Consider the following 20,473-nt stretch of genomic DNA (forward strand, 5'->3'; position numbering starts at 1 on the left):
TCCGGCGCGCGCGGCCAAAAACGCGACGGCTCATCCTTCCGCTCGTTCGATCGGGCGACTATGACTGTGCGGCGAGATAGACGATCGCCGATTCGTGGAGCGCGGGATGTGGCAGTGCGTGCGGCCGCGCGTCGCGGACGATGTCGAGTGCGTCGTCGAACCCTCGTTGCTCCTCGGTGGCGAGCGTCGTCGCAATAAGCGTGCTACTCCGTGAAATTCCGGCGTTGCAGTGAATCAGTAGCGGGCCGTTCCGCCGAAAGAGCATCCGGGCGATGTCGACAGCCGCCTCGAAGGTGGGCCAGTCGTTGCCCGGCCCGTCGTCGAGTGGGTGATGGTGGGTCGTCAGCGGTCGTTCGTCCGTGGTGGCCGACAGCACGTATCGAAATCGATGGTCGTGAAAATCCCCGTCGGCCGCGAGTCCGTTTCCGAGATACAGTTCCCGGTCGCCGATACGGCGGACGACCGGTTCGTCTGCCACGTATCCGAACGGTCGAACGAGCGGCTCGGACCGTTCTCGTTCCCGATTGCAGGTGGCCTTCGTCCTCTCCGACTCGTTCGGTTCCACGGCCGTCACGAGCCTCCCCTTGCTGATAAACGACCGGCCCTCGTCCGGGCCCCGCGTTTATCACGAACCGTCCCATTGCCTCGTCATGATCCGCACCGGTCACCGGGTGAACGATGAAACGGGATGAGCCGGCGGCCGACTGGACGACCGAGAGCCGTCTGGAGGAGGCGTTCAGCCTGCTGGCCAACGAGACGCGCGTCAAGATCTTGTTCGCGCTCTACGAGGCATCCGACCGACTGGTCCCGTTCTCGGCGCTCAACGAGCATGTCGGTCTCTCGGATAGCGGCCAGTTCAACTACCACCTGAAACAGCTCACCGGGACGTTCATCTATCGGGACGAGGAGGGCTACGGACTGCTGTTCAGCGGGATGGCGGTCTGTCGGTCGATGCTCGCGGCGCTCGACGCCGACCGGCACAGCGTCGCCCCGTTCGCGCTCGACAGCGACTGCTACAACTGCGGGGCGACCCTCGTCGCCGAGTACGATCACGAGTACGTCGTCATCCGCTGTCCGAACTGCGGGATCTCGTTTCACGATTTCCCGTTCCCGCCGGGCACGCTCGCCGGCCGGGATCGCGAGGAGCTGCTCTCGATCTACGACGGCTGGATGCGCTCACAGACCGCCCTCGCCGTCGATGGGCTCTGCATGTGGTGTTTCGGCCGTCGGCACCCTGAACTCCGTGCCGGCGAGACGCCGTCGGACCCCGAAGTGGAAATCGTCCACACCTGCGAGCGCTGTAGCGCCGACATGACGACCACGGTCGGCGAGACCTTCCAGAACCACCCCGCCGTGATCGCCTTCCTCTACGATCACGGCATCGACATCTCTGAAACCCCCTCGTGGGAGCTCCCTTTCCTCTGGAGCGACGAGTTCCTGACCGTCGAGGAAACCGATCCCTGGCGAGTCTCCCTCCGGATTCCGGTCGACGACGCCGTGCTCGTCCTCACGATCGACGGCGAGGCGAACGTTCTCGACGCGACGCGCGAGTGAATGGATCGCATTTTCCCGATCGACTACCGAAGCGCAGTTCAGTTGCCGACGTTACAGAAATGTTTTTCAGCCAACACTTATCGCGACGGGTCGTCTACGGATGAACGAGAATGAGTTACGACGGCGCTGGCGATACTGGACGAGGGGTACTGCACAGGAACGGGCGCGTCGGTGCGCGCGCACGACGGCGACGAACGGCCGAGCGGACCACGGGGCTCGCGGTAGCGGTGCTCGCGATCCTGACGCTCGGCTTTGCGGCCCTCTGGTTCGCAGTTTCGCTGCCGGCGCTGGCGTGGCTGTTCGCCGCGTCGGCCGTCGGCTTCGGGGCGCTCGTGGCCGCGCCGTGGCTCGTCGTCACCGGCGTCGTCCGCCTGCTGGAGCGCGCCCAGTAGACTCACTCGCCGGTCTCGAACCCTTCGACGAGCGCGACGCCGCTCGACGCGCCGATGCGCTCGGCCCCTGCCGACAACATCTCCTTCGCTTTCTCGTAGCTGCCGATACCACCGCTCGCCTTCACCGGTAGGAACTCGCTCATGAGTTCGACGTCCGCGACCGTCGCACCGCCCTCGAACCCGGTCGCGGTCTTCACGAAGTCGGCGTCCGCATCGACCGCACACTCACAGGCACGGCGTTTTTCGGGATCGTCCAGGAGCGGTGCTTCGATAATCACCTTCACTGGGATCGGGACGGCAGCCACCACGTCGGCGAGCTCGTCGGTGACGCGCTCGTTCTGGCCGGCACGGAGCCGCCCGACGTTGATGACGACGTCGAGTTCGTCGGCCCCGGCCTCCCAGGCGGCGACGGCCTCCTCGCGTTTGATCGCAGGGGCGTGCTGTCCGTGCGGGAAGCCGACGACGGTGGCGACGGTCACGTCCCGCCCGTCGGCTTCGTCGAGATAACAGGGTGGAATGCAGACGTTCATCCCGAATTCGGCGGCCTCGTCGAGCACTCGCTCGACGTCGGTCGGTGTCGTTTCGGGGCCCAAAACCGTGTGATCGATGCTCGCGGCGAAGGCGTCGCGGTCCATGCCGATCACGGGAGCGCACGGGGGATAAATCCGCCCCCGGCGATCGGAACGCTTTCGCCCCGGCCGACCGCCGGTCGGATATGCAGGTGCCCGCGCAGTTGCTCCCCGCCGGCTCGGCACTCCCACCGATCGGCTATCTCCTCGTTCTCGCAGTCGCGTTCGTCGCCGTCGCCGTCTCCCTCCGCCGGATCGGCCCCTGCGTCACCGACCGGGTGGTCGTCGCGTTCGCGCCCTGGATGGTGCTCGGATCGAGCTGCTACGTACTCTATCAGGTCCATGGCGTTCCCCCCGTCCTGCGACCGTTCTTCGGCTCGCCAACGGTCTATCTCTCGGTCGCCACCGTCGCCGGTGCCACCTGGGCCGCCACCGCAGTCGCTGGTCTCCCCGCCGATCGCTGGCGACCACCGTCGGTACCCGGTATCGTCGGCCTCTCCGGAAGCGTCCTCGCCCTCGTCGCCGTCGGGTGGGCGCTGGCCGGCGGCGCGCCCGGATTGACCATCGCGTGGCCCGCGCTGGGAATCGTCGTCGCAGTGATCCTCGCGGCCGCGGTCTGGAGCGGGCTGCGCCGTGCGGTGCCGAAGACTCAGGTGACGGGAGCGGTTGGCGCGCTCGTGGTGTTCGGACACACCCTTGACGGCGTCTCGACGGCCGTCGGACTCGACGTGCTTGGCTTCGGCGAGCGCTCGCCGGTCTCGCGGGCGATCATCGAGTTCGCCGCCGGGCTGCCGACGGCCGAGATCATCGGCGCAGGCTGGCTGTTCATCCTGGTCAAACTCGTGCTCGCGGCGCTGGTCGTCGTCTTCATGAGCGACTACGTCCGCGAGGAACCGGCCGAGGGCTATCTCCTGCTCGGTGCGGTCGCGGCGGTCGGTCTCGGACCGGGCGCGCACAATCTGCTGTTGTTCACCATCGTCACCCCGTAGAGCGACGAGTGCGAACGCCCGATCGCTCCGCATAGGGACGGGAAGCAGTCAGCGGCTACTGTTCGTGTTCCGAGCGCCGAACCACTCGCCGAACTCGTTGGCATCCATCAGATGAACGCCGATGTCCCGCAACTCCTCGCGCCCGCGTTCGTACAGTCCAGAGAGGGCATCCGTGACGACGACCACGCGGAAATCGCGTTCGCTCGCCTCGTAGATGGTGGTTCGCGGGCAGTTCGGGAAGTTACAGCCACAGACGACGACCGTGTCGATATCGGCAGCACGCAACCGCTCCTCCAGTCCTGTGTCGTAGAACGCTCCCCAGCGAGGTTTGTACATGATCGTTTCGTCGTCGCCGATCCGCTGGAACTCCCCATCGAGAAGTCGGTCTGTATCGAGCGAGACGTCGCCAACGGGCGTGATCTCGTCGACGAGTTCCGCACCGTCGCTTCCGGGGATCGCCACTCGGTCGCCGTCTTCGATCCCCGCTCGCCGACAGAGATCCGCGTTCGAGCCGTCGGACCGGTAGAGACGAACGACGTGGACGATCGGCGAGCCCTGCTCGCGAAACTGTCGGGTCACGCGTTGCATGGTTCCCGCAGCCTCGTTCGTTCCGGGGATCGTCGCCGAGCCCTCTTCACGCGTGAAATCTCGCTGTGTATCGATCGTCAACAGCGCTGCATGCTCACGGTCCGGCTGGGTGTACTCGTCCATGGTCGTCGATCACGGTGGGGTGTGTTCAACCCATTGGTACGATGCCGGGATCGGTGGTGTCCGTGTGGATCGTCGTTCGTGTCCGAGCCTGTCACCGAGAAAACGACGAACGACCAGTCCCGTGGCGTCGGTGGTGGATATTAGTGGGCCGCTCACCTATAGGTCGGCAATGACCGACACTCAACCGCTGGCGACGGACGTCCCCTTCGACCTCTCGCTCTCGGCGGACGAACTCGACGCCCATCGCGAGCGGATCACCGACTTCATCGACGAGCGTGTCGAGGCCGCGGGCGCGACCGGCGGCGTGCTCGGGATCTCGGGCGGTATCGACAGCACGCTGACAGCCCACCTGGCTGCGGAGGCGCTCGGCACCGATCGACTCCACGGGCTGGTGCTGCCGAGCGAGGTCAACAGCGACGAGAACATGAGCGACGCCGAACGCGTCGCCGAGGATCTCGGTATCGACTACGACGTACTCGCGATCGAACCGATCGTCGAGTCGTTTCTCGGTGCCTTTCCCGACGCAGAGAACGACGAATCGGAGCGAACGGCCGTCGGCAACCTCCGGGTGCGCGTGCGGGCGGTCTGCAACTACTACCTCGCCAACCGGGCAAACCGGCTCGTGCTCGGCACGGGCAATCGCACCGAGGCGCTCGTCGGCTACTTCACGAAATACGGTGATGGCGCGGTCGACTGTCATCCGATCGGCAACCTCTACAAACACCAGGTGCGCCAGCTCGCCCGTCACGTCGGCGTTCCCGACGATCTCGTCGACAAGACACCCACGGCCGGGATGTGGGTCGGTCAGACCGACGAGGAGGAGCTGGGGATCGGCTACGACACGCTCGACGCGATCCTCGCACTGCGGATCGACGGCCCGCTCTCGCGGACGGCGACGGCGCGCGAACTCGGGATCGACGAAGACACCGTCGAGCACGTCGAGGGGTTGGTCGCCCGCAGCGAGCACAAACGCCACACGCCGCCCGCGCCCGCACCGCTCACCCGATTCGATTAGCGATACGCCGCGAGATCCGCGTCCTCGACGAGCTCGGCGAACGCCGCCGCCTCGCGCCGGTCCTGTTTCTCGGGTGGCGCGTCGTCACGGAGTCGTTTCTTGATCGTGGCGAGCGCAGCGGGGTCGTGATCGGCGATCGTCGCGACGACTTCGGCGGGATCGTCGACGATCCTGGAGACCAGTCCCATTCGCAGCGCTTCCTCGGCGTCGATCGTGCGTCCCGAGAGCGCGAGATCGCGTGCGTTGCCCGCGCCGACGACGGCTGGCAGTCGATGCGTGCCACCCCACGCGCCGAACAGGCCGAGCCTGACGCCCGTCTCGGCGAAGCTCGCCTCGGGAGTCGCGACACGGACGTCACAGGCGAGCGCGAGTTCGACTCCACCGCCACGGGCCGCCCCGTCGATGCCCGCGACGATCACCGATTCGCTGCGCTCGATGGCGTTCGCGACGCGCTGGCCGCTGCGGGCGAACTCGTGGGCATCGTCACTGTCGAGTTCGGCGACCGCGCTCAGATCGGCACCGGCGCAGAACGCCGGGCCGGCACCACGGAGGTGAACGACCGGTGTGTCGAGCGACCCGATCGTGACTTCGAGCTCATCGAGTCCGGCGGGCGAGAGTGCGTTGCGTTTGTGGGGTCGATCGAGGGTGACGATCCCGACCGCGCCGTCGATGCTCGTCGTGATCACGAGCGAACGTACGGCCCGTTTCCAAAGGCCTTTGCCCTCCGCGGCCTGACGATTTGTCGATGAAGGAAGCCTCCCACGTCCGGTCTGCAGCTCGGGAGGCCGTCCGCGATATCGACCCCGAGCCGTTCAACGAGGTCGTCACGACCGCCCTCGAAACCGGCTCGATGGCACCGGGGGTGCTGGTCGTGCTCTCGGCCCGTGCGCTCGATTCCTCGATTGCCATCGAAACTGTTGCCGAGCGCGCTGCCGGAACGCAGCTTATCTACGAGGGACTTCGACTGACGCGCCGGCTCGCCGCCGAGGATCCCTGGGAGAGCGACGGGAGCGACGACGCCAACGTGGCGGTGCTCGCCGCCGACGCGCTCGTCGCTCGCGGGTTCTACCTGCTCGCACGGACCGAGGCCGCCGGGAGCGCCGTCGAAACCGTCCGCAACTTCGGCCGCGATCGGACCTGCGATCGCGACGAGCGCCGCCTCGAAGCCGACGTGTTCCGCCTCGCCGCCGTCGCCGGCACCACGGTCGTCGACGGCCACCCCTCGGCGTCCTACCGCGAGTTCGTTGCCGATCTCGCTGACGAAGGGGTGACCGAACTCCCTACCGCCGCGGAGCTCTTCGACACCGCGACGCGCGACGCGCTCTCTCGGCGGGCGAGCGCGCCGTTCGAGTCGGCCGACGCCGGTATGCGCACGTCGGCGACCGACTCGTGAACCGAAACGGATAAAGACGGCTCGGCGGTAGGGAGTGATGTCCGCCTGGGTAGCTTAGCGGTAAAGCGCGTCCTTGGTAAGGACGAGACCCCGGGTTCAAATCCCGGCCTAGGCTTAGGATAAACCGTTTGTAGTGCATCGCGATAACGGTGGAATCGCACCAATTGCGAGTACTGCGGTCGTGACTTCACGCCCGAAGCGTCCGATTCGAGCAATCTGACCATTCCCCGTTGGGCCCGCTCTATCGATAGAGGAATCCGTTACGTTTAGTCTTCGTCCTCCTCTTCCTCGTCGCTCTCCTCGTTATCGTCCTCATCGCCGTCTTCGTCTCTTTCCCCTCCATCACCCTCCCTGTCTTCGCCTTCGTCTTCCTCTTCTTCGCCCTCGTCTTCTTCACCTTCATCTTGATCGATCCCGCCGCTACAGGAGCCATCTTGTATCTCGTCATCCTCATCATCCCCGTCGATCGGTGCTGTTGACCACGGTGTGAAGTCGACTGCTCCCGGGTTTTCCGCGATATCGCTCCCTTCCCCATCGGGGTTGTCTTGCTGGGAATCGGCGTCACTGGCGTCGTAGGGGCCCGACGAACTTCCCCAGTAGTTGCACGTCGCATCGAGCGTGGAAGCGGTGTTGTTCCCGAAGCCGATCCTCGAAACGAGGTTGTTGGCTGTAACCGTCAGATCGGAGATCGATCCGTCGGCCACGAATGCTGCTCCCAACCCGTCGTCCGAGGTTACGTCTCGAACGTCGTTCCTTCTGACCGTAACGTTCGACCCGCCATCGACGTTGATCCCCGTTGCGAAGTCGATCCCGTCGGGATCGTCCGCCGACACGTCTCTGACGCTGTTTCCTTCGATTCGAACGTCGGTGGCGTCCTGCGTGAGGATGCCGATGCTGGCGTACTCGCTTGTGAGATCCTTGATCTCGTTGTTGGTGATCACAACGTTGGTCGATTCACTACCGTTATTGTCGATGAAGATCCCGTTTGTCGATGGGTTGAACGGCCCCTCTCCGGCTTGTTGTAGGCTCTCGACGGTGTTGCCGTCGAACACGAGGTCCTCGTTGTTCCCGCCGGCAAGGATTCCTGTGACACCGAGCCTTCCGGTCGGGCCAACGTCCGAAACGAGAGTGTTCGAAACCGTGGCACCGGACACGCCTCGTTCGACTTTCACACCGATCAAACGGTCGGGATTGTGGACCGAGATGCCATCGAACGTCACGCCATCGGCATCGATGGAAATCGTCGCACTGCTTGCTCCTTCCTGCCCGATGACATCGACCTCCTCCCGGTCTTCGGTCGACGTGATGGTCAGATTCGGTGTATCGATCCCGACGCTCTCTCTGTAGGTGCCGGGGGCGACACAGATCGTCTCACCCGGCCCTGCTGCGTTCTCGGCCGCTTGTATCGATCGGTAATCGGCGTTCTCCCTGTCCTCTTCATCCTCACCGTCTTCTCCTTCGTCCCCACCGCCGTCGTCGTTGACGTAGATGTCACAGTCGTCCTCTGTTTCACCGGCCACAGCGCCCGAGCTTACCGTGAAACCGCCCGCGGCAACTCCCATCGCGGCTATTCCCCTCAGCACCGTCCGTCGGTTGAGGTCCCCCTCCCCCTGTGTATAGCCATTGTTTACCATACACATGGACTCACTCTCAGGCTATCTCTTAGTAGTACCGGAAACTGTGTCACATCGTCCATCTACGACGTATCTCCGTACCCAGTTCCGTTGCATTGGGTGGGTTTGTCACTCCTCTCCTATCCCATTCCCCGCATCCCGATTCCTGAAAATCCACTCCCATTGAACGGATAAACCTCACCGGGAACATCTGCGGGGTTGTTGCAGCCGTGTGGGAATCGGCGCTCCGATTGATGACGATAGACGGTGAAGGATTACCTGTAAGGAGCTACCAACGATGTTCCCGATCTCACGACGACGGCTGCTGGGGGCGCTCGGCATCGGCGGTGCAGCCTCCGTCGCCGGCTGTACGACCGGTCTCCAAACGGAGGCGGTCGGCCAGCCCTCGACGACGCTCCAGCAGGCACAGAAGAAGTCGATGGAACGGGTGGCGGCCGATCCGACCGATATTCCGGCACCCATCGACCGCACCGAGCCGAAACACCACGAGATCACGCTGGAAGCGAAGGAGGTCACCGCCGAGATCGAGGACGGCGTGACGTTCAACTTCATGACCTTCGACGGGCAGGTTCCGGGGCCGATGATCCGCCTTCGTGAGGGCGATACGGTGTCGTTCACGATGGAGAACCTCCCCGAGAACAAGCGCGAGCACAACGTCGACATGCACGCCATCTACGGCACCGGTGGCGGGAGCGTTGCCACGACCGCCGAACCGGGCACCGCCAACGGCATGCGATTCGAGGCCACGTATCCAGGTGCGTACATCTACCACTGTGCGGTCCCGAACATGGACCAGCACATCTCGACGGGCATGTTCGGGATGGTGCTCGTCGAGCCCAAAGCGGGCATGCCCCCGGTCGATCGCGAGTTCTATCTCGGCCAGCACGAGGTCTACACGGACAAAGCAGTCGGTGAGCAGGGCCACCACGGCTTCGACGCGGATGCAATGTCGAACGAGGCACCGACGTACGTCCTGTTCAACGGCGAGAAATACCCGTTCACACCCGATCGATACGGAACGATGAGTGCCGAAACCGGCGAGACCGTTCGGGTGTTTCTCGTGACGGGCGGGCCGAACGTCTCCTCGAACTTCCATCCGATCGGCAACGTCTGGACGCGGGCGTGGCGCGACGGCGCGCTCGCCAGCCAGCCGGAGAGATACGTCCAGACGATGAAAGTGCCACCGGGAAGCTGCATGGTCGGCGAGATGGATCTGCCGGTGCCCTCGCGCATCAAACTCGTCGATCACGCGCTCACGCGGGTGACGCGGCGAGGACTCCTCGCCGAGATCGACGTGACCGGGCCCGAGCGACCGGAGGTGTTCGATCCCGCGCTGAACAAAGCGAAAGGAACGGACGAGGAAGGGCCGCAGTACTGACTCTGGAGCGAACGATGACATCATCCACACTAACGAGTCGGCGAGCGTTCCTCGGTGCTCTCGCAGGGACGGCCATCGGCGTCGGGGCGCTCGCCGACCCAGCTGCCGCACAGGCTGGTGGTCTCGGATCGTGGTTCGAGGGCGTCTCGAACGCCACCGAGATCGCCGATCAGCGTGGCCAGTCGACGGTCGAGATCACCGTCGGCGCGACGGGCAACGGCGGCAACTTCGCGTTCGGTCCCGCCGCGGTGCGGATCGACGCCGGAGCCACCGTCGTCTGGCAATGGAACGGGGAGGGCGGAAGTCACAACGTCGTCGCCGAGGCGAGCGAGTTCGAGAGCGAGATGCAGAGCGATCAGAGGGCCACGTTCGAACACGCCTTCGATGGATCGGGCGTGTATCGGTACTACTGCGCGCCCCACGAGGCGATGGGGATGAAGGGGGCTGTCGTCGTCGGTGACGCCACCGCATCGCTCGATGGGAGTGCTGGAGCGGGGAGCGACGGCGGCACAGCCAACGCCTCCGCAACCGGGGCCGGCGATACACCCCGATCGTTCGATGGCTGGCTCTCGAACACGGGCAACTACGAGGGGATCGTCGATCGGACCGGGGCCGATGAAGTGAGCGTGAAACTCGGTGCGGCGGGCAACGGTGGCCCGTACGCGTTCGACCCGCCCGCGATCCACGTCGATCCCGGGACGACCGTCGTCTGGGAGTGGGTCACGGACACGGGCCCGCACGATATCGTCGACGCGGACGAGCGATATCGCAGCGAGAAGGTGGCGACGGCGGGCCATCAGTTCGCGATGACGTTCGATGGCGACGGCCTCAGCAAATACGAGTGCATCTCACACAGTGACAAGGGGATGCGCGGTGCGATCGTCGTCGGACGGGGTGTCGTGCCCGGACTCGGTCCGAAGGGACTCGCGGTAGCGGCCAGTGGTGCTGCCGTTCTCGGCGGAGCGCTGCACCGTGGTGTCAAGCTCCACAACGAAACGACGACCGGTCCGTGGAGCAGCGAGGAACCGCCCTGATCGGGGGTGGGGTGGAGGGTATGTTTTCCGTCGATACCGCCTCTCCGAAGCGACGGGTGTGGCGCTGCGATGCCGGCTCCGATGTTCGTGGCTGCTGCATTGGGACCGACACGAACGACTGCAAGCCATCCAACCTCGGCTCTTCGCGTCGGATGAGCCATCTCATCCCGTTTCCGGATATCGATATATTTTACTGATAGAATGACCATCTCCGGGATATGTATGATCTGACTGGCTTCCAGCGCGACCTGCTGTACGTAGCTGCCAGCGAGGACGAACCGAACGGACTCGAACTCAAGGACGAGCTCGAAGACTATTACGAGACGGAGATCCATCACGGGCGGCTCTATCCCAACCTCGACACGCTCGTCGAGAAGGGACTGCTCGAAAAGGGCGAGCTCGACAAACGAACGAACTACTATCGGCTGACCCAGCGTGGTCGTCGAGAGATCGAGGCTCGCCGCGAGTGGGAAGACCAGTACGTGGCTGCTGACGCCTGACCGCTCTCGATTTCTCCAATGCAACCATGACAGGCACTGAGCGTGACACAACGACGAACTCCCCGGCGTGTCCGAACTGTGGGGCGAGCGACCCCAGCGAGCGCGAGACCGAACAGTACGTTCTCGAAGACGGCACCAAGCGCCGGATGACGTACTGTACCGCCTGTGTTCGCGAGAAAGCCGATGGGTCGATCCGCTATACGGTCATCGCCGAGGAGTTCGTTCGGACGGAGCTCGATCGCACGATGCACGACGAGTGATTGGGCGAATCACGCCGACGTCAGTTCCACGAGAAACCAGATAACAACCGAACGGCGCGAACGGTCTCCTCTCGTATCTTCACCTTGTCGCCAGAACCACTTAAAGAACGATCGGTGTCCCTCGACTCATCGATCAGGCCGAGGAGCCGATGGTCAGCTCCGGCAGACTCGGATCGCGGTAGGGGTTGCGTCCGTAGACCGCCTCGTGGAGGTCCTGCTCGTCGAGTTGGTCGATCAGGGTCCGGCGGAGGCGGTTGAGATTTGTCACGTCGAGATCGTGTTGCTCGCAGAGCGCGGTGAACTGCTCGTCGTCGGTGATCGAGTGGAACTGGTCGTAGAGGTCGGCGAGCCGTTCCGGTGGCTGTTCGGCGATCCACTCCTCGTCGTGGAGTCCGAGATGGTGTTCGCGTTCGCGATCGACGACGTGGCGGATCACGACGAGTGCGACCTTCGGGATGGCGCGCTGGCTGCCGAAGGCGGTGAGATCGAGATCGACCATCGTGCCGATGGCGCGGTCGCGCTGCCAGGGCGTCAGCCCGAGGCTGCCACAGAGTGCGTGGGTGAGGCGAAGCTTTTCGAGTCGGTGAGCACGCCGACTGTAGCCTTCCATCGCGGGGTGACGCTCTTCGTGGAGGCGGCGGACGTTCTCACTGAGATCGCCGTCGGGTGAGTCCGCGCGCCCGATACGGGTCGCGCTTGGCGTGACCAGTCCCCAGCGGCGGGTGGTTTCGTCGCGCTGGAGATCGGCACGCGAGACGGTACTGTCGCCGGGACGGCGACTCAACCGACCGATCTCTTCCGCATCGGCGTTGGACGTCGGCCGTGGAGCGGTTCCACCGTTGGGCATGGTTCGGACGGTAGTAGATGCTACGAGTTGAAAGATGCGTCCGTGTGGAACGATCGTCGACCCAGAACACGACGGGTCTCTCTCGTATCTTCACCTTGTCGCCAGAACCACTTAAAGAACGACGCGGATGGCCCGCGTGATCACCATCCGTCGCATCGATGCTGCGATGGAATCGACTGTCCCGTTCGGACTGTGGCCGCTGTGCTCGACGATTGTAGTTATATTTATTACGTTGATGGGGGATCAAACGGTACACTCAGCGATGGCTGCTTCCCAGCTCTCGACGACGAACGATCACGATCACACTGACCGCGCATAACTGACATAAACATGAAGAACAAAGGCCATTTCCGATTCCGGATCGTGGAAAACACGCCTCGACTCGTGGTAGCGGACCCATACTACACACTCATAGCGGTCGGCCAGACGACGGTGGGAATTCTGGCTGGATTCGTGGGTGTGATCGCCCTTCTCGTCGGAGATGGGGTGAACACGGTGGCGCTCGGTGTGGCCGTGATCTGTCTGTTGCTCTATATCGCTCTGGAACTGACCGTGGTTCGTGCAGAATCGCTCCGCGGGCGACTCTCACTCCCCGGTGCGGACGTCTCCGAAACGATCTGCCGGCTGCATCACCATTCCTTCCGGCCGGAGGGGACGACGATCGAGGACCGGTTTGGACTGTCCTCCCGTACACACCCACCGCGAATGATCTGGCGATGCAGACGATGTGGCGAGGAGCGATGGCTCGAACCGGGTGTCTCGCCCGACTGACGGGCAGCGAGAACCGTGTCGGTATCACCTGGACGCTTGTGTCCGTCCCGACCCAATCTTCATACCGAATGCGTTGCTGATACTACCATATGGATGATCGGACGTGTGTGGTGACCGGTTCGTCGCGGGGAATTGGCCGCGGTATCGCCGAGTGTTTCGGCAAGCAGGGAGCGAACGTGGTGGTCAACTACCGACGGTCGGAATCGGCCGCCAACGAGGTCGTCGATCGGATCGAATCGACCGCTGGTCGCGCGATCGCGGTCCAGGCGGACGTCACCGACCGGGAGGAAGTGACGGCGATGCAGGAGGCGACTCAGGAGGCGTTCGGCAGGGCGGACGTGGTGGTCAACAACGCAGGGATCAACCAGGACGTCCTCTTTTCCGAGATGAGCCACGAGCAGTGGGATACCGTCCTTGACATCCATCTCGACGGGGCCTTTCACAGTACGCAGGCGTTCTACGACGACATCGCAGCAGCCGACGAGGGCCGCCTGATCAACATTTCGAGCATCGTCGGCAAGGGCGGCAACATGGGGCAGGCCAACTACGCGACGGCGAAAAGCGGGATCTTCGGGTTCACGAAGACGCTGGCGTTGGAGCTGGCGAACGAGGGCTCGACGGCCAACTGCGTCGCACCTGGCTTCATCGCCACCAGCATGCTCGATAGCGTCCCCGACCGGTTGCAAGAGGACATCACGGAGGACACGCCGCTCGGACGGCTCGGTACGGTCGAGGAAGTCGCCGAGGTCGTTGGCTTCCTCGCGAGCGAAAAGTCGTCGTTCATCACCGGCGAGGTGATCGACGTCAACGGCGGCAAGGATCTGTGAGTGGCGATCGAACGGCGGTCACTCTCCCCGCTCCCACGCAGTCGGTCGGGACCGTTTCTCCCGGTCGTCGGCAGGCGCGTCCATCCCCTCGACATCGATCACCAAAACACCGTCACCATCGACGACGTCGTCGATCCGCCCCATGATGGTAAGGTGTGACTGTGGCGTTGGACCGATGGTGACGGTATCGCCGTCCCGAACGTCCCGTACTGGCCCCTGAACCCGAATCTCGGCGAGACAGCGCTCCGGATGGCGGACGCTGACCAGATCGATCTCCTCGACGTTCACGTGCTCGATCCGTTCGTCGTTTCGGCTGAGAGGGACGGCTGCGGCGTCGTCCATCGTCTGCAGATCGAGCACTCCGTACGCGTCCCCGGTCGGCTTGTAGCCTCCCTTGGGGCCCGAAATCCCCCTGACGAGCTGCAGCGCTTTGAGGTTCCGCAGCTGACTGCGAACCGTGGTGGGATCCCGCTCGGCTCTCCCGACCACGGTCCCCATTTTGACCGCGGTGTCACGTTCGTGGTAGCAGTCGATCAGTAGCCGGAGCGTTGCCAGCTGGCCGTCCGTCAGCTCGACTGCCGTCGTATCGTTTGCTATCGAGGACATCTATCAGTTGGAGACCGTTTCGGAACCGGGGACGGATCGCTTCGCCGCCGATGACTCTCGTTTCCCACGTCGATGTATACTGTCGGACGGAACCGGTCGAGAATCCATGCCACGAATGTCCGCTCGCTGCAGTATGCTTCCGAACGCCGATCTTCACGCACTTCGATCCGACGAGAACAGCCGTTCGGGAGCAACACTGACCCCCGAACAGTCGGCCGCCCACAGAAACATGTTTCCACAGCTATCATTCGAGCGTATCATGGCCACCGACGGGCCCGATTCTAGTGACCGATATCTGACAAAACGGAACTTTGCGCGATTTTACAAGTGGCTCACGATCCTTGGAGTTGCGGCTGCTGTAGCGACTGTTGTCGCGGGAGAGATCGTCCCGACCGCGATTACGGGAACGATAATCGGATGCTGGCTCCTCGCGAGCCTGTTCGTGTTCGCCCACTTCGGCATCAAAAACAGCACGCATGGGATCTAGGGGCGTGTTTCATCGCACCCATAATATACCGTGAAAACCTCGTAATCCGGATAGTCCTCCCCCTCGTTCACCGCTCGTGATCGCGACGACCACTCGGGGGGGGGGGAGGGAGGACTGTCCCGGTTTCAGTCGTCGTCCTCGGCGAGAATCCGATCGGGGATCGTTCCGCCGGGAGTCTCGTCGGGGGTTGACGTCTCCCGCAGGACGAACCGCTTACGGATCACGTCGTAGGCGAAGACGATCGTCCCGAGGATCAACAGCATGTCGCCGGGGAATCGCGCCCAGAACAGCAGTTGGACGAGATCGCCGTTGTAGAAGGCCAGCGAGCGCGCGGCGTCGTAGCCCTGCGTGAACGCCGTTTCGAGCTGGAGGAAGCCGATCGGCAGCAGCGAGATGAGCACCATGATGGCGAGACCGGCGTTCCAGAGCCAGAACGCCCACTGGAGCCGGCGCTCGTTCCACCGGTCGGGATCGACGGTGAGCCGGAGCATGTACACCGCCATCCCGAGCGCGAGGAAGCCAAAGGCCCCGAACATCGCCGCGTGGGCGTGGGCCACCGTCATGTAGGTGCCGTGCTCGTAGTAGTTGATCATCGGGAGGTTGATGAAAAAGCCCAGCACGCCAGCGCCGAGGAAGTTCCACGCGCCAGAGGCGATGATGAACATGAAGGGCAATCGATAGGCGAACGATTCGTCGCTCGTCGCGAGCGCGCGATACTGTCCGAGTGCCTCGAAGAGGATGAGTATGAGGGGAATGAGTTCGAGCGTCGAGAAGATCGAGCCGAACGGGATCCAGACGTCGGGCAGGCCGACCCACCAGTAGTGGTGTGAGGCACCGATGACGCCCGAACCCATCACGAACAGCGCCTGGAGCATGACGGCCTTCTCCGCCGAGCGCTTCTCCAGGAGCCCCATCGAGACGAGCGTGATGCCGATGACGGCGACGATGAAGAACTCGAAGGAGCCCTCGACCCACATGTGGACGACCCACCAGCGCCAGAACTCCGTCATCACCATGTTCGTCTGTGGCGTGTAGAGCACGCCGGCGACGAACAGCAGGCCGATCGAACCGCCGGCGTAGATGATCATGTGGGCGAGCCCGTAGCGCGATTCGCGGTCGAGCATGGGCTTGAACCCGCGATAGAGCAGGATCGTCCAGAGGACGAATCCGAGAAGCAAGCCGAACTGCCAGAGCCGCCCGACCTCGACGTACTCCAGCCCTTCGTTGCCGAGGATCCACCAGAGCGGGTTGTCGGTGCCGATAACGCCCTTGAAGCCGAGCCAGACGCCCACGAACCCGCCGACGACCACGACGACGAGCGCGCCCAGCAGCACGTTGACGAGCGTGCGCTGGTGATCGGGTTCGTGGCCGGTGAGCAGGCCTGGCAAGAAGAGGCCGGCACCGATCCAGAGCGTGGCGACCCAGAGGATGGCGAGGTCGAGGTGGTAGGTCTTCGAGATGGCGAAGGGGAGCCACTGGAGGATGTCGATCCCGAGGAGGTCGCCGAGCCCGAAGAAGCCGTCGCGTTCGACGTAGTAGTGGGCGAGCAGCGCGCCGAAGAGCACCTGCACGACGAACAGCAACGCGGCGATGGGGATATATCGCGTCGCGGCGCGCTGGCTCGGCAGGAGATCGACCTCGCGCGGGTCGGGGATATCGATGCCGGCGATCTCGGGTTCGGCGAGTTCGATCGAGTGGTAGAGCCAGACGCCGATGCCCGCGCCCGCGATGAGCAGGACCATCGCGACGGCGCTCCAGACGACCGTCGGGCCGGCAGGTACGTTGCCCGCGACGGGGTTGTACGGCCAGTTGTTCGTGTAGGAGTAGTCCGCACCGGGCCGGTCGGTGTGGGAGACCCACGCGGTCCAGAGCGCGAAGTCGGCGAACCGCCGTGCGTCCTCCGGGTTTTCGATCATCCCGGCCGGCACGCCGCGCTCGCGCGCACCGTTCGCGTAGCGGTCGACGTACTCCTCGCGGACCTGCCGGTGGGCGAACAGTTCGGCGGCGGAGTATTCGACCGGGCCGCCATCGTAGTCCGTGTCGAGTTCGTTCGTCACTCGGCTGTCGATGGCCGCCTGTCGGGCGTCAGGCAGGGAGCGGTAGGACCGTCCGCGGCGCTCGTTCGCGTAGTATTCCTGCATATACTGAGTTTTGAGATCGAGCGCATCGGCGGTGAAGTCCACGCCGAAGTACGCCCCGTTGCCGAGGATCGACCCGTGGTTCATCAGGCCGTTCGACTGGAACGTGGCCTTGCCGGCCTGGATCCGTTCGTCGGTGGCGATCGTTTGGCCGTCCGGGCCGACCACCTCCTGTGGGATTGGCGGGGCGTTCTGATACGAGTAGAGCGCGCCAGCGCCCATGACGACGAGGTTGGCCACGAACACCACGACGAGGATCTTCGCGAGCGTCTTTCGGGTGACGTCCATGCTACGCCGATATTTCGATGGCCACTTCAATATGAGCCGGGACGATTCTCATTCGCCGATATCTCCCGAACACGTTCGCCAGCAGCAAGCTCGTGGCATCCGCCACCGATCCGAAACGGCAGAATCGTCGTCCAATCCGCTTCGTTTCCCCTACTCCCCCCCCCCTCCTCTTCTCCTCTCCCCTCATCCGCGAGTTCGCACTCAGTCGACGTAGAGCGAATACAGGATGATCGCGAACCCGCCCGCGGTGAACGCGCTCTCGACGAGGAGCGCGTGGCTCTGGTCGACCGGCACGATCTGATCGACGATGCCGGCCACGAACGCGCCGAGCGTGATCACGGCGAAGCCGATCGTGAGTGCGCGAAGGGCGGGTGATTCGGTTCGCCGGTAGGCCTTGTACGCGAAGTACGTTATCAGCCCGCCCAGCGAGAGACTCAACACCTTGAGAACGGTCACTGCGGTCGCGACGAGTGCGCTCATTTCTTTCGTACCTCCGCCCAGAGCTCCGAGAGCTGTTTCTCCGGCGTCTGCTCGGGCTGTTCGATCGTCAGTTCCAGCGATCGGTCCTCTTCGAGATCGATATGTATCGCCTCGAAATCGAGTGCGTACCGTGCCGTGTGCCGACCGCTGGCTCTGACCTCGGTTTGCTCTTCGATCAACGAGGCGTCGGCGAGCCGTTCGAGCTTCCGGTAGGTCGTCGAGAGCGGCACGTCACAGTCCTTCGAGAGCTCCTTGGCGGTCATCGGCTCCTCCATCCGCTTGATGATGGTGCGGCATTCGGGGTCGTCGAGGGCATCGAAGACGACCTGTAGCTGTGGATGGTCGGCGGCGAACGGATCACGCCCCATCTTTGTCCCCCATCTGGATATCGTCTCGTGTTCGATCGGTCGATCGGTCACGGGCGGTTTGAACGTGCTCATTCGTCGTGGGTAGCGGTGCTCTCACGCCGACGGCTGCTCGCCACCGTCGGTGGACGCGTGGCCATCCCATCTCATGGTCGCTCCGCCGGCGTCGAATCGGGGAGGTTCTCGACGAACTGCTTGATGATCTTCTCCTCGGCCCGATGGAGCGTTTCGCTGCACGTCGATTTCGCCAAATCCGATTCCGCAGCGAGATCGGTCAGCGAGCAGCGTCGCGGCGTATCGTAGTAGCCCTCTTCGATGGCCGCGCGGACGAGTTCGAGCTGCGTGTCGGTGAGGAGCTGTGTCGGCTCGATGTGGCGGTGGATCTCGTTGACGGTGAACGGGATCCCGAACTGTTCGAACTGCGTACCGAGCTCCGAGAGCCGTCGCTGCGGTGCGGTGACTTCCCAGATGGCTTCCCCCTCCTCGATGGTGAACGGCATCTCCAGCGGGACGCCCGAATCCTGGATCGGGAACAGCAACAGCGGCGTCGTCGTCTCGAACTGGATCAGTGCCTCGTCGCTCTGCTGGCGGAGGATATCGAGTTCGACGACGGATTCGCTCGCCGCGATGTCGTCCAGGATCGAGGGGAGGTTCTCGCTCGTGATCTCGGCGAGGCCGACGCCGGCGTCGTCGCCGGCGAGCGCCGCGAGGATGCGAACGGTCGCTGCCGGGTGTGTGCGCGATATCTCCCCGATCCAGATGTGTTCGGGGATCGTGAGCGTGAGATTGGCTCGTGGCATCGTCTCTAGTGGAACGTCTTCGGCCCGGACCCCAATCAGTGTTCCCGAATATGTTCGCCCACGGGACGACGTGCATGGGAACGAACATCATCGGCGGAACGGCTATTCCTATCGGTAGTTGAGAACGTCCATGCCAACCGGACCGACGGCGGACGGCACGCGCGAGCTTGATGTCCGAACGATCGACGGCGAGCCGTTCGGCGAGATCATGACGGCGCTCGACGAACTCGACGGCGGCGAGACGCTCGTGCTCGTCAACAGCTTCGAGCCAGAACCGCTCTACGCCGTTCTCGCACGGCAGGGCTACGCCCACGAGACCGAACGTGCCGGCGACGACGAGTGGCGCGTGTCGATCACGAAGGCCTGACCGAACACCTTCGGGAAAACGATTTGGGGTCTCCAGGGAGTACGAGCAAGCGCATGTCCGACCAACTCGATCTCCGTGGTATCCCAGCCCCGAAACGCCATCCGAAAGTCCACGACGCGTTCGGCAATCTGGAGAGCGGCGAGGCGCTGACGCTGGTCAACGACCACGATCCGAAACCGCTATTTTACGAGATGCAGGCCGAAATCTCCGACTTCGACGCCGAGGGCTACGAAGTCGAGGAGCGTGGCGAAAACGAGTTCGTCGCGACGCTGCCGAAGAAGTAGCTACTCCGGCGCAGCCCGTTTTCAGCATCTGCGCGTCGGAGCAGTCACGACCGATTCAGGGGTCCACCATCCAGATGACGGTGACGACGCCGGGGTCCGCCTCGATCGTCTCGTACTCGTAGCCACGATCGGTGAGTCTCGGGTACAGATGCTGTGGAACACGGTCGTTCACCTGCACTAACACGGTTTCGTCGTCCATTGTGACGAGCCGTTCGAGGGTGTTCTGGAGCGGCTGTGGCGGCGGGAGATCACGGGCGTCCATCGTCTCCCTCGCTCGGTCCGTCGGCGCTTCGGTATCGGTCACGTACTCGTCCACGGCGGGCATGAGTGAATCGACGGACCGGATACCCTCGAACAGTTCCCCGAAGATGTTCACGCAGTCGTTGTCAGGCCTGATCGCCTCGAAGATCGCGTTCTCCGCTGCCGATACGCCGAACACGTTCGGGAGTTTGCTTTCCCGTTCCGGAGCCCAAGACAGGATATGGCGAGCGTGTCCCACAACGATGCCGAACCGATCACCGACCGCCTGCACGACAACTCCTGGTCGGCGAACCTCGAAAAACCGCGCCACGCCGACGACAGGGAGCTAGTCATCGAGCAGGCGCTCGACGCGATCGAACACACGGTCCCGGGTAACCACGTCAACCTCGTCACGCATGGCGATCACGGCCATCCGCGTGAGTACCTCTTCGACGCGCTCGCCGACGAATACGGCGACGAGATCGAGTGGAGCTACGTCGAACAGTGTGGCTGTGGCGGCCACGTCACCCGCGTCCACGTCTGA

27 protein-coding genes and 1 tRNA gene are annotated in these 20,473 nt (G+C 63.8%); 16 read left to right on the top strand and 12 right to left on the bottom strand.

Features of this window, described 5'->3' with window-relative positions:
* Positions 1-58: 58 nt before the first annotated feature.
* Entirely contained in the window at positions 59-478 is a 420-nt protein-coding gene (locus tag MUK72_RS02970) for a dual specificity protein phosphatase family protein (RefSeq protein ID WP_244703776.1), read from the bottom strand.
* A 200-nt stretch (positions 479-678) separates the two neighbouring features.
* Here MUK72_RS02970 and MUK72_RS02975 point away from each other — a divergent pair, with 200 nt between their 5' ends.
* A complete protein-coding gene (locus tag MUK72_RS02975; protein ID WP_244703784.1) occupies positions 679-1,554 on the top strand; it encodes a winged helix-turn-helix domain-containing protein in 876 nt (291 codons plus the stop codon).
* Positions 1,555-1,664: 110 nt separating this feature from the next.
* A complete protein-coding gene (locus MUK72_RS02980; RefSeq protein ID WP_244703786.1) occupies positions 1,665-1,946 on the top strand; it encodes a hypothetical protein in 282 nt (93 codons plus the stop codon).
* A gap of 2 nt (positions 1,947-1,948) precedes the next feature.
* On the opposite strand, the gene deoC is transcribed toward MUK72_RS02980, so the two are convergent.
* The gene (gene deoC, locus MUK72_RS02985) at positions 1,949-2,581 is read right to left on the bottom strand and encodes a deoxyribose-phosphate aldolase (protein ID WP_244703788.1); all 633 of its coding nucleotides are present in this window, start codon (positions 2,579-2,581) and stop codon (positions 1,949-1,951) included.
* Between the two features lie 80 nt (positions 2,582-2,661).
* Here deoC and MUK72_RS02990 point away from each other — a divergent pair, with 80 nt between their 5' ends.
* Complete coding sequence (locus tag MUK72_RS02990) at positions 2,662-3,504, top strand: DUF63 family protein (RefSeq protein WP_244703789.1); 843 nt, start codon at positions 2,662-2,664, stop codon at positions 3,502-3,504.
* A 48-nt stretch (positions 3,505-3,552) separates the two neighbouring features.
* Here the strand turns inward: MUK72_RS02990 and MUK72_RS02995 are convergent, their stop codons facing one another.
* Positions 3,553-4,215 carry a cysteine hydrolase family protein gene (locus tag MUK72_RS02995; RefSeq protein ID WP_244703791.1) on the bottom strand — a complete coding sequence of 221 codons (663 nt, stop codon included), beginning with the start codon at positions 4,213-4,215 and terminating at the stop codon, positions 3,553-3,555.
* 169 nt (positions 4,216-4,384) lie between these two features.
* On the opposite strand from MUK72_RS02995, the gene MUK72_RS03000 reads away from it, so the two are divergent.
* A complete protein-coding gene (locus MUK72_RS03000) occupies positions 4,385-5,230 on the top strand; it encodes an NAD+ synthase (RefSeq protein WP_244703793.1) in 846 nt (281 codons plus the stop codon).
* On the opposite strand, the gene MUK72_RS03005 is transcribed toward MUK72_RS03000, so the two are convergent.
* Positions 5,227-5,916 (bottom strand): enoyl-CoA hydratase/isomerase family protein, encoded by a 690-nt coding sequence (locus tag MUK72_RS03005; RefSeq protein ID WP_244703795.1) that lies wholly within the window; start codon positions 5,914-5,916, stop codon positions 5,227-5,229. The genes MUK72_RS03000 and MUK72_RS03005 overlap by 4 nt on opposite strands.
* A 59-nt stretch (positions 5,917-5,975) precedes the next feature.
* Here MUK72_RS03005 and MUK72_RS03010 point away from each other — a divergent pair, with 59 nt between their 5' ends.
* Complete coding sequence (locus MUK72_RS03010) at positions 5,976-6,623, top strand: DUF7114 family protein (RefSeq protein ID WP_244703797.1); 648 nt, start codon at positions 5,976-5,978, stop codon at positions 6,621-6,623.
* Positions 6,624-6,666: 43 nt separating this feature from the next.
* Positions 6,667-6,738, top strand: a tRNA-Thr gene (locus MUK72_RS03015).
* A gap of 151 nt (positions 6,739-6,889) precedes the next feature.
* Here MUK72_RS03015 and MUK72_RS03020 read toward each other — a convergent pair.
* A complete protein-coding gene (locus MUK72_RS03020) occupies positions 6,890-8,185 on the bottom strand; it encodes a right-handed parallel beta-helix repeat-containing protein (protein ID WP_244703806.1) in 1,296 nt (431 codons plus the stop codon).
* A 349-nt stretch (positions 8,186-8,534) separates the two neighbouring features.
* Here MUK72_RS03020 and nirK point away from each other — a divergent pair, with 349 nt between their 5' ends.
* The 4 genes from nirK (at position 8,535) to MUK72_RS03040 (ending at position 11,429) form a co-directional block, all read left to right on the top strand.
* On the top strand, positions 8,535-9,635 hold the full coding sequence (nirK, locus tag MUK72_RS03025) for a copper-containing nitrite reductase (protein WP_244703808.1): 1,101 nt from the start codon (positions 8,535-8,537) through the stop codon (positions 9,633-9,635).
* Positions 9,636-9,649: 14 nt separating this feature from the next.
* Positions 9,650-10,669 carry a halocyanin domain-containing protein gene (locus MUK72_RS03030; protein WP_244703810.1) on the top strand — a complete coding sequence of 340 codons (1,020 nt, stop codon included), beginning with the start codon at positions 9,650-9,652 and terminating at the stop codon, positions 10,667-10,669.
* Positions 10,670-10,887: 218 nt separating this feature from the next.
* Positions 10,888-11,169, top strand: a complete 282-nt coding sequence (locus tag MUK72_RS03035; RefSeq protein WP_244703812.1) for a PadR family transcriptional regulator — start codon at positions 10,888-10,890, stop codon at positions 11,167-11,169.
* Between the two features lie 26 nt (positions 11,170-11,195).
* On the top strand, positions 11,196-11,429 hold the full coding sequence (locus tag MUK72_RS03040; RefSeq protein WP_244703814.1) for a hypothetical protein: 234 nt from the start codon (positions 11,196-11,198) through the stop codon (positions 11,427-11,429).
* 133 nt (positions 11,430-11,562) lie between these two features.
* Here MUK72_RS03040 and MUK72_RS03045 read toward each other — a convergent pair whose 3' ends face one another.
* Positions 11,563-12,276 (bottom strand): DNA-directed RNA polymerase subunit epsilon, encoded by a 714-nt coding sequence (locus MUK72_RS03045; protein WP_244703816.1) that lies wholly within the window; start codon positions 12,274-12,276, stop codon positions 11,563-11,565.
* Between the two features lie 384 nt (positions 12,277-12,660).
* On the opposite strand from MUK72_RS03045, the gene MUK72_RS03050 reads away from it, so the two are divergent.
* Positions 12,661-13,047, top strand: a complete 387-nt coding sequence (locus MUK72_RS03050; protein WP_244703818.1) for a hypothetical protein — start codon at positions 12,661-12,663, stop codon at positions 13,045-13,047.
* Positions 13,048-13,136: 89 nt separating this feature from the next.
* On the top strand, positions 13,137-13,874 hold the full coding sequence (locus MUK72_RS03055) for a beta-ketoacyl-ACP reductase (RefSeq protein ID WP_004054563.1): 738 nt from the start codon (positions 13,137-13,139) through the stop codon (positions 13,872-13,874).
* A gap of 18 nt (positions 13,875-13,892) precedes the next feature.
* On the opposite strand, the gene MUK72_RS03060 is transcribed toward MUK72_RS03055, so the two are convergent.
* Entirely contained in the window at positions 13,893-14,480 is a 588-nt protein-coding gene (locus MUK72_RS03060; RefSeq protein ID WP_244703820.1) for a TrmB family transcriptional regulator, read from the bottom strand.
* Positions 14,481-14,613: 133 nt separating this feature from the next.
* Between MUK72_RS03060 and MUK72_RS03065 the strand changes: the two genes are divergently transcribed.
* Entirely contained in the window at positions 14,614-14,967 is a 354-nt protein-coding gene (locus tag MUK72_RS03065; RefSeq protein ID WP_244703822.1) for a hypothetical protein, read from the top strand.
* A gap of 125 nt (positions 14,968-15,092) precedes the next feature.
* Here the strand turns inward: MUK72_RS03065 and MUK72_RS03070 are convergent, their stop codons facing one another.
* The 4 genes from MUK72_RS03070 to MUK72_RS03085 form a co-directional block, all read right to left on the bottom strand.
* Positions 15,093-17,393, bottom strand: coding sequence for a nitric-oxide reductase large subunit (locus MUK72_RS03070; protein ID WP_244703824.1), 2,301 nt, complete (start codon positions 17,391-17,393; stop codon positions 15,093-15,095).
* A 201-nt stretch (positions 17,394-17,594) separates the two neighbouring features.
* Entirely contained in the window at positions 17,595-17,873 is a 279-nt protein-coding gene (locus tag MUK72_RS03075) for a DUF7521 family protein (protein ID WP_004054559.1), read from the bottom strand.
* A complete protein-coding gene (locus MUK72_RS03080) occupies positions 17,870-18,241 on the bottom strand; it encodes a winged helix-turn-helix domain-containing protein (protein ID WP_049916252.1) in 372 nt (123 codons plus the stop codon). Before MUK72_RS03080 ends, MUK72_RS03075 begins: the two co-directional genes overlap by 4 nt.
* Before the next feature lie 143 nt (positions 18,242-18,384).
* The gene (locus MUK72_RS03085) at positions 18,385-19,038 is read right to left on the bottom strand and encodes a helix-turn-helix domain-containing protein (RefSeq protein WP_004054557.1); all 654 of its coding nucleotides are present in this window, start codon (positions 19,036-19,038) and stop codon (positions 18,385-18,387) included.
* Positions 19,039-19,168: 130 nt separating this feature from the next.
* Here MUK72_RS03085 and MUK72_RS03090 point away from each other — a divergent pair, with 130 nt between their 5' ends.
* Together MUK72_RS03090 and MUK72_RS03095 are read left to right on the top strand one after the other, a co-directional pair.
* Positions 19,169-19,405 (top strand): DUF2249 domain-containing protein, encoded by a 237-nt coding sequence (locus MUK72_RS03090; RefSeq protein ID WP_244703825.1) that lies wholly within the window; start codon positions 19,169-19,171, stop codon positions 19,403-19,405.
* A 53-nt stretch (positions 19,406-19,458) separates the two neighbouring features.
* Complete coding sequence (locus MUK72_RS03095) at positions 19,459-19,689, top strand: DUF2249 domain-containing protein (RefSeq protein WP_244703827.1); 231 nt, start codon at positions 19,459-19,461, stop codon at positions 19,687-19,689.
* Positions 19,690-19,744: 55 nt separating this feature from the next.
* Here MUK72_RS03095 and MUK72_RS03100 read toward each other — a convergent pair whose 3' ends face one another.
* On the bottom strand, positions 19,745-20,014 hold the full coding sequence (locus MUK72_RS03100) for a DUF2249 domain-containing protein (protein ID WP_343749959.1): 270 nt from the start codon (positions 20,012-20,014) through the stop codon (positions 19,745-19,747).
* A gap of 156 nt (positions 20,015-20,170) precedes the next feature.
* Here MUK72_RS03100 and MUK72_RS03105 point away from each other — a divergent pair, with 156 nt between their 5' ends.
* Entirely contained in the window at positions 20,171-20,473 is a 303-nt protein-coding gene (locus MUK72_RS03105; RefSeq protein WP_244703831.1) for a CGCGG family putative rSAM-modified RiPP protein, read from the top strand.

This window comes from Halococcus dombrowskii, assembly GCF_022870485.1.
Classification (GTDB): Archaea; Halobacteriota; Halobacteria; order Halobacteriales; family Halococcaceae; genus Halococcus; species Halococcus morrhuae.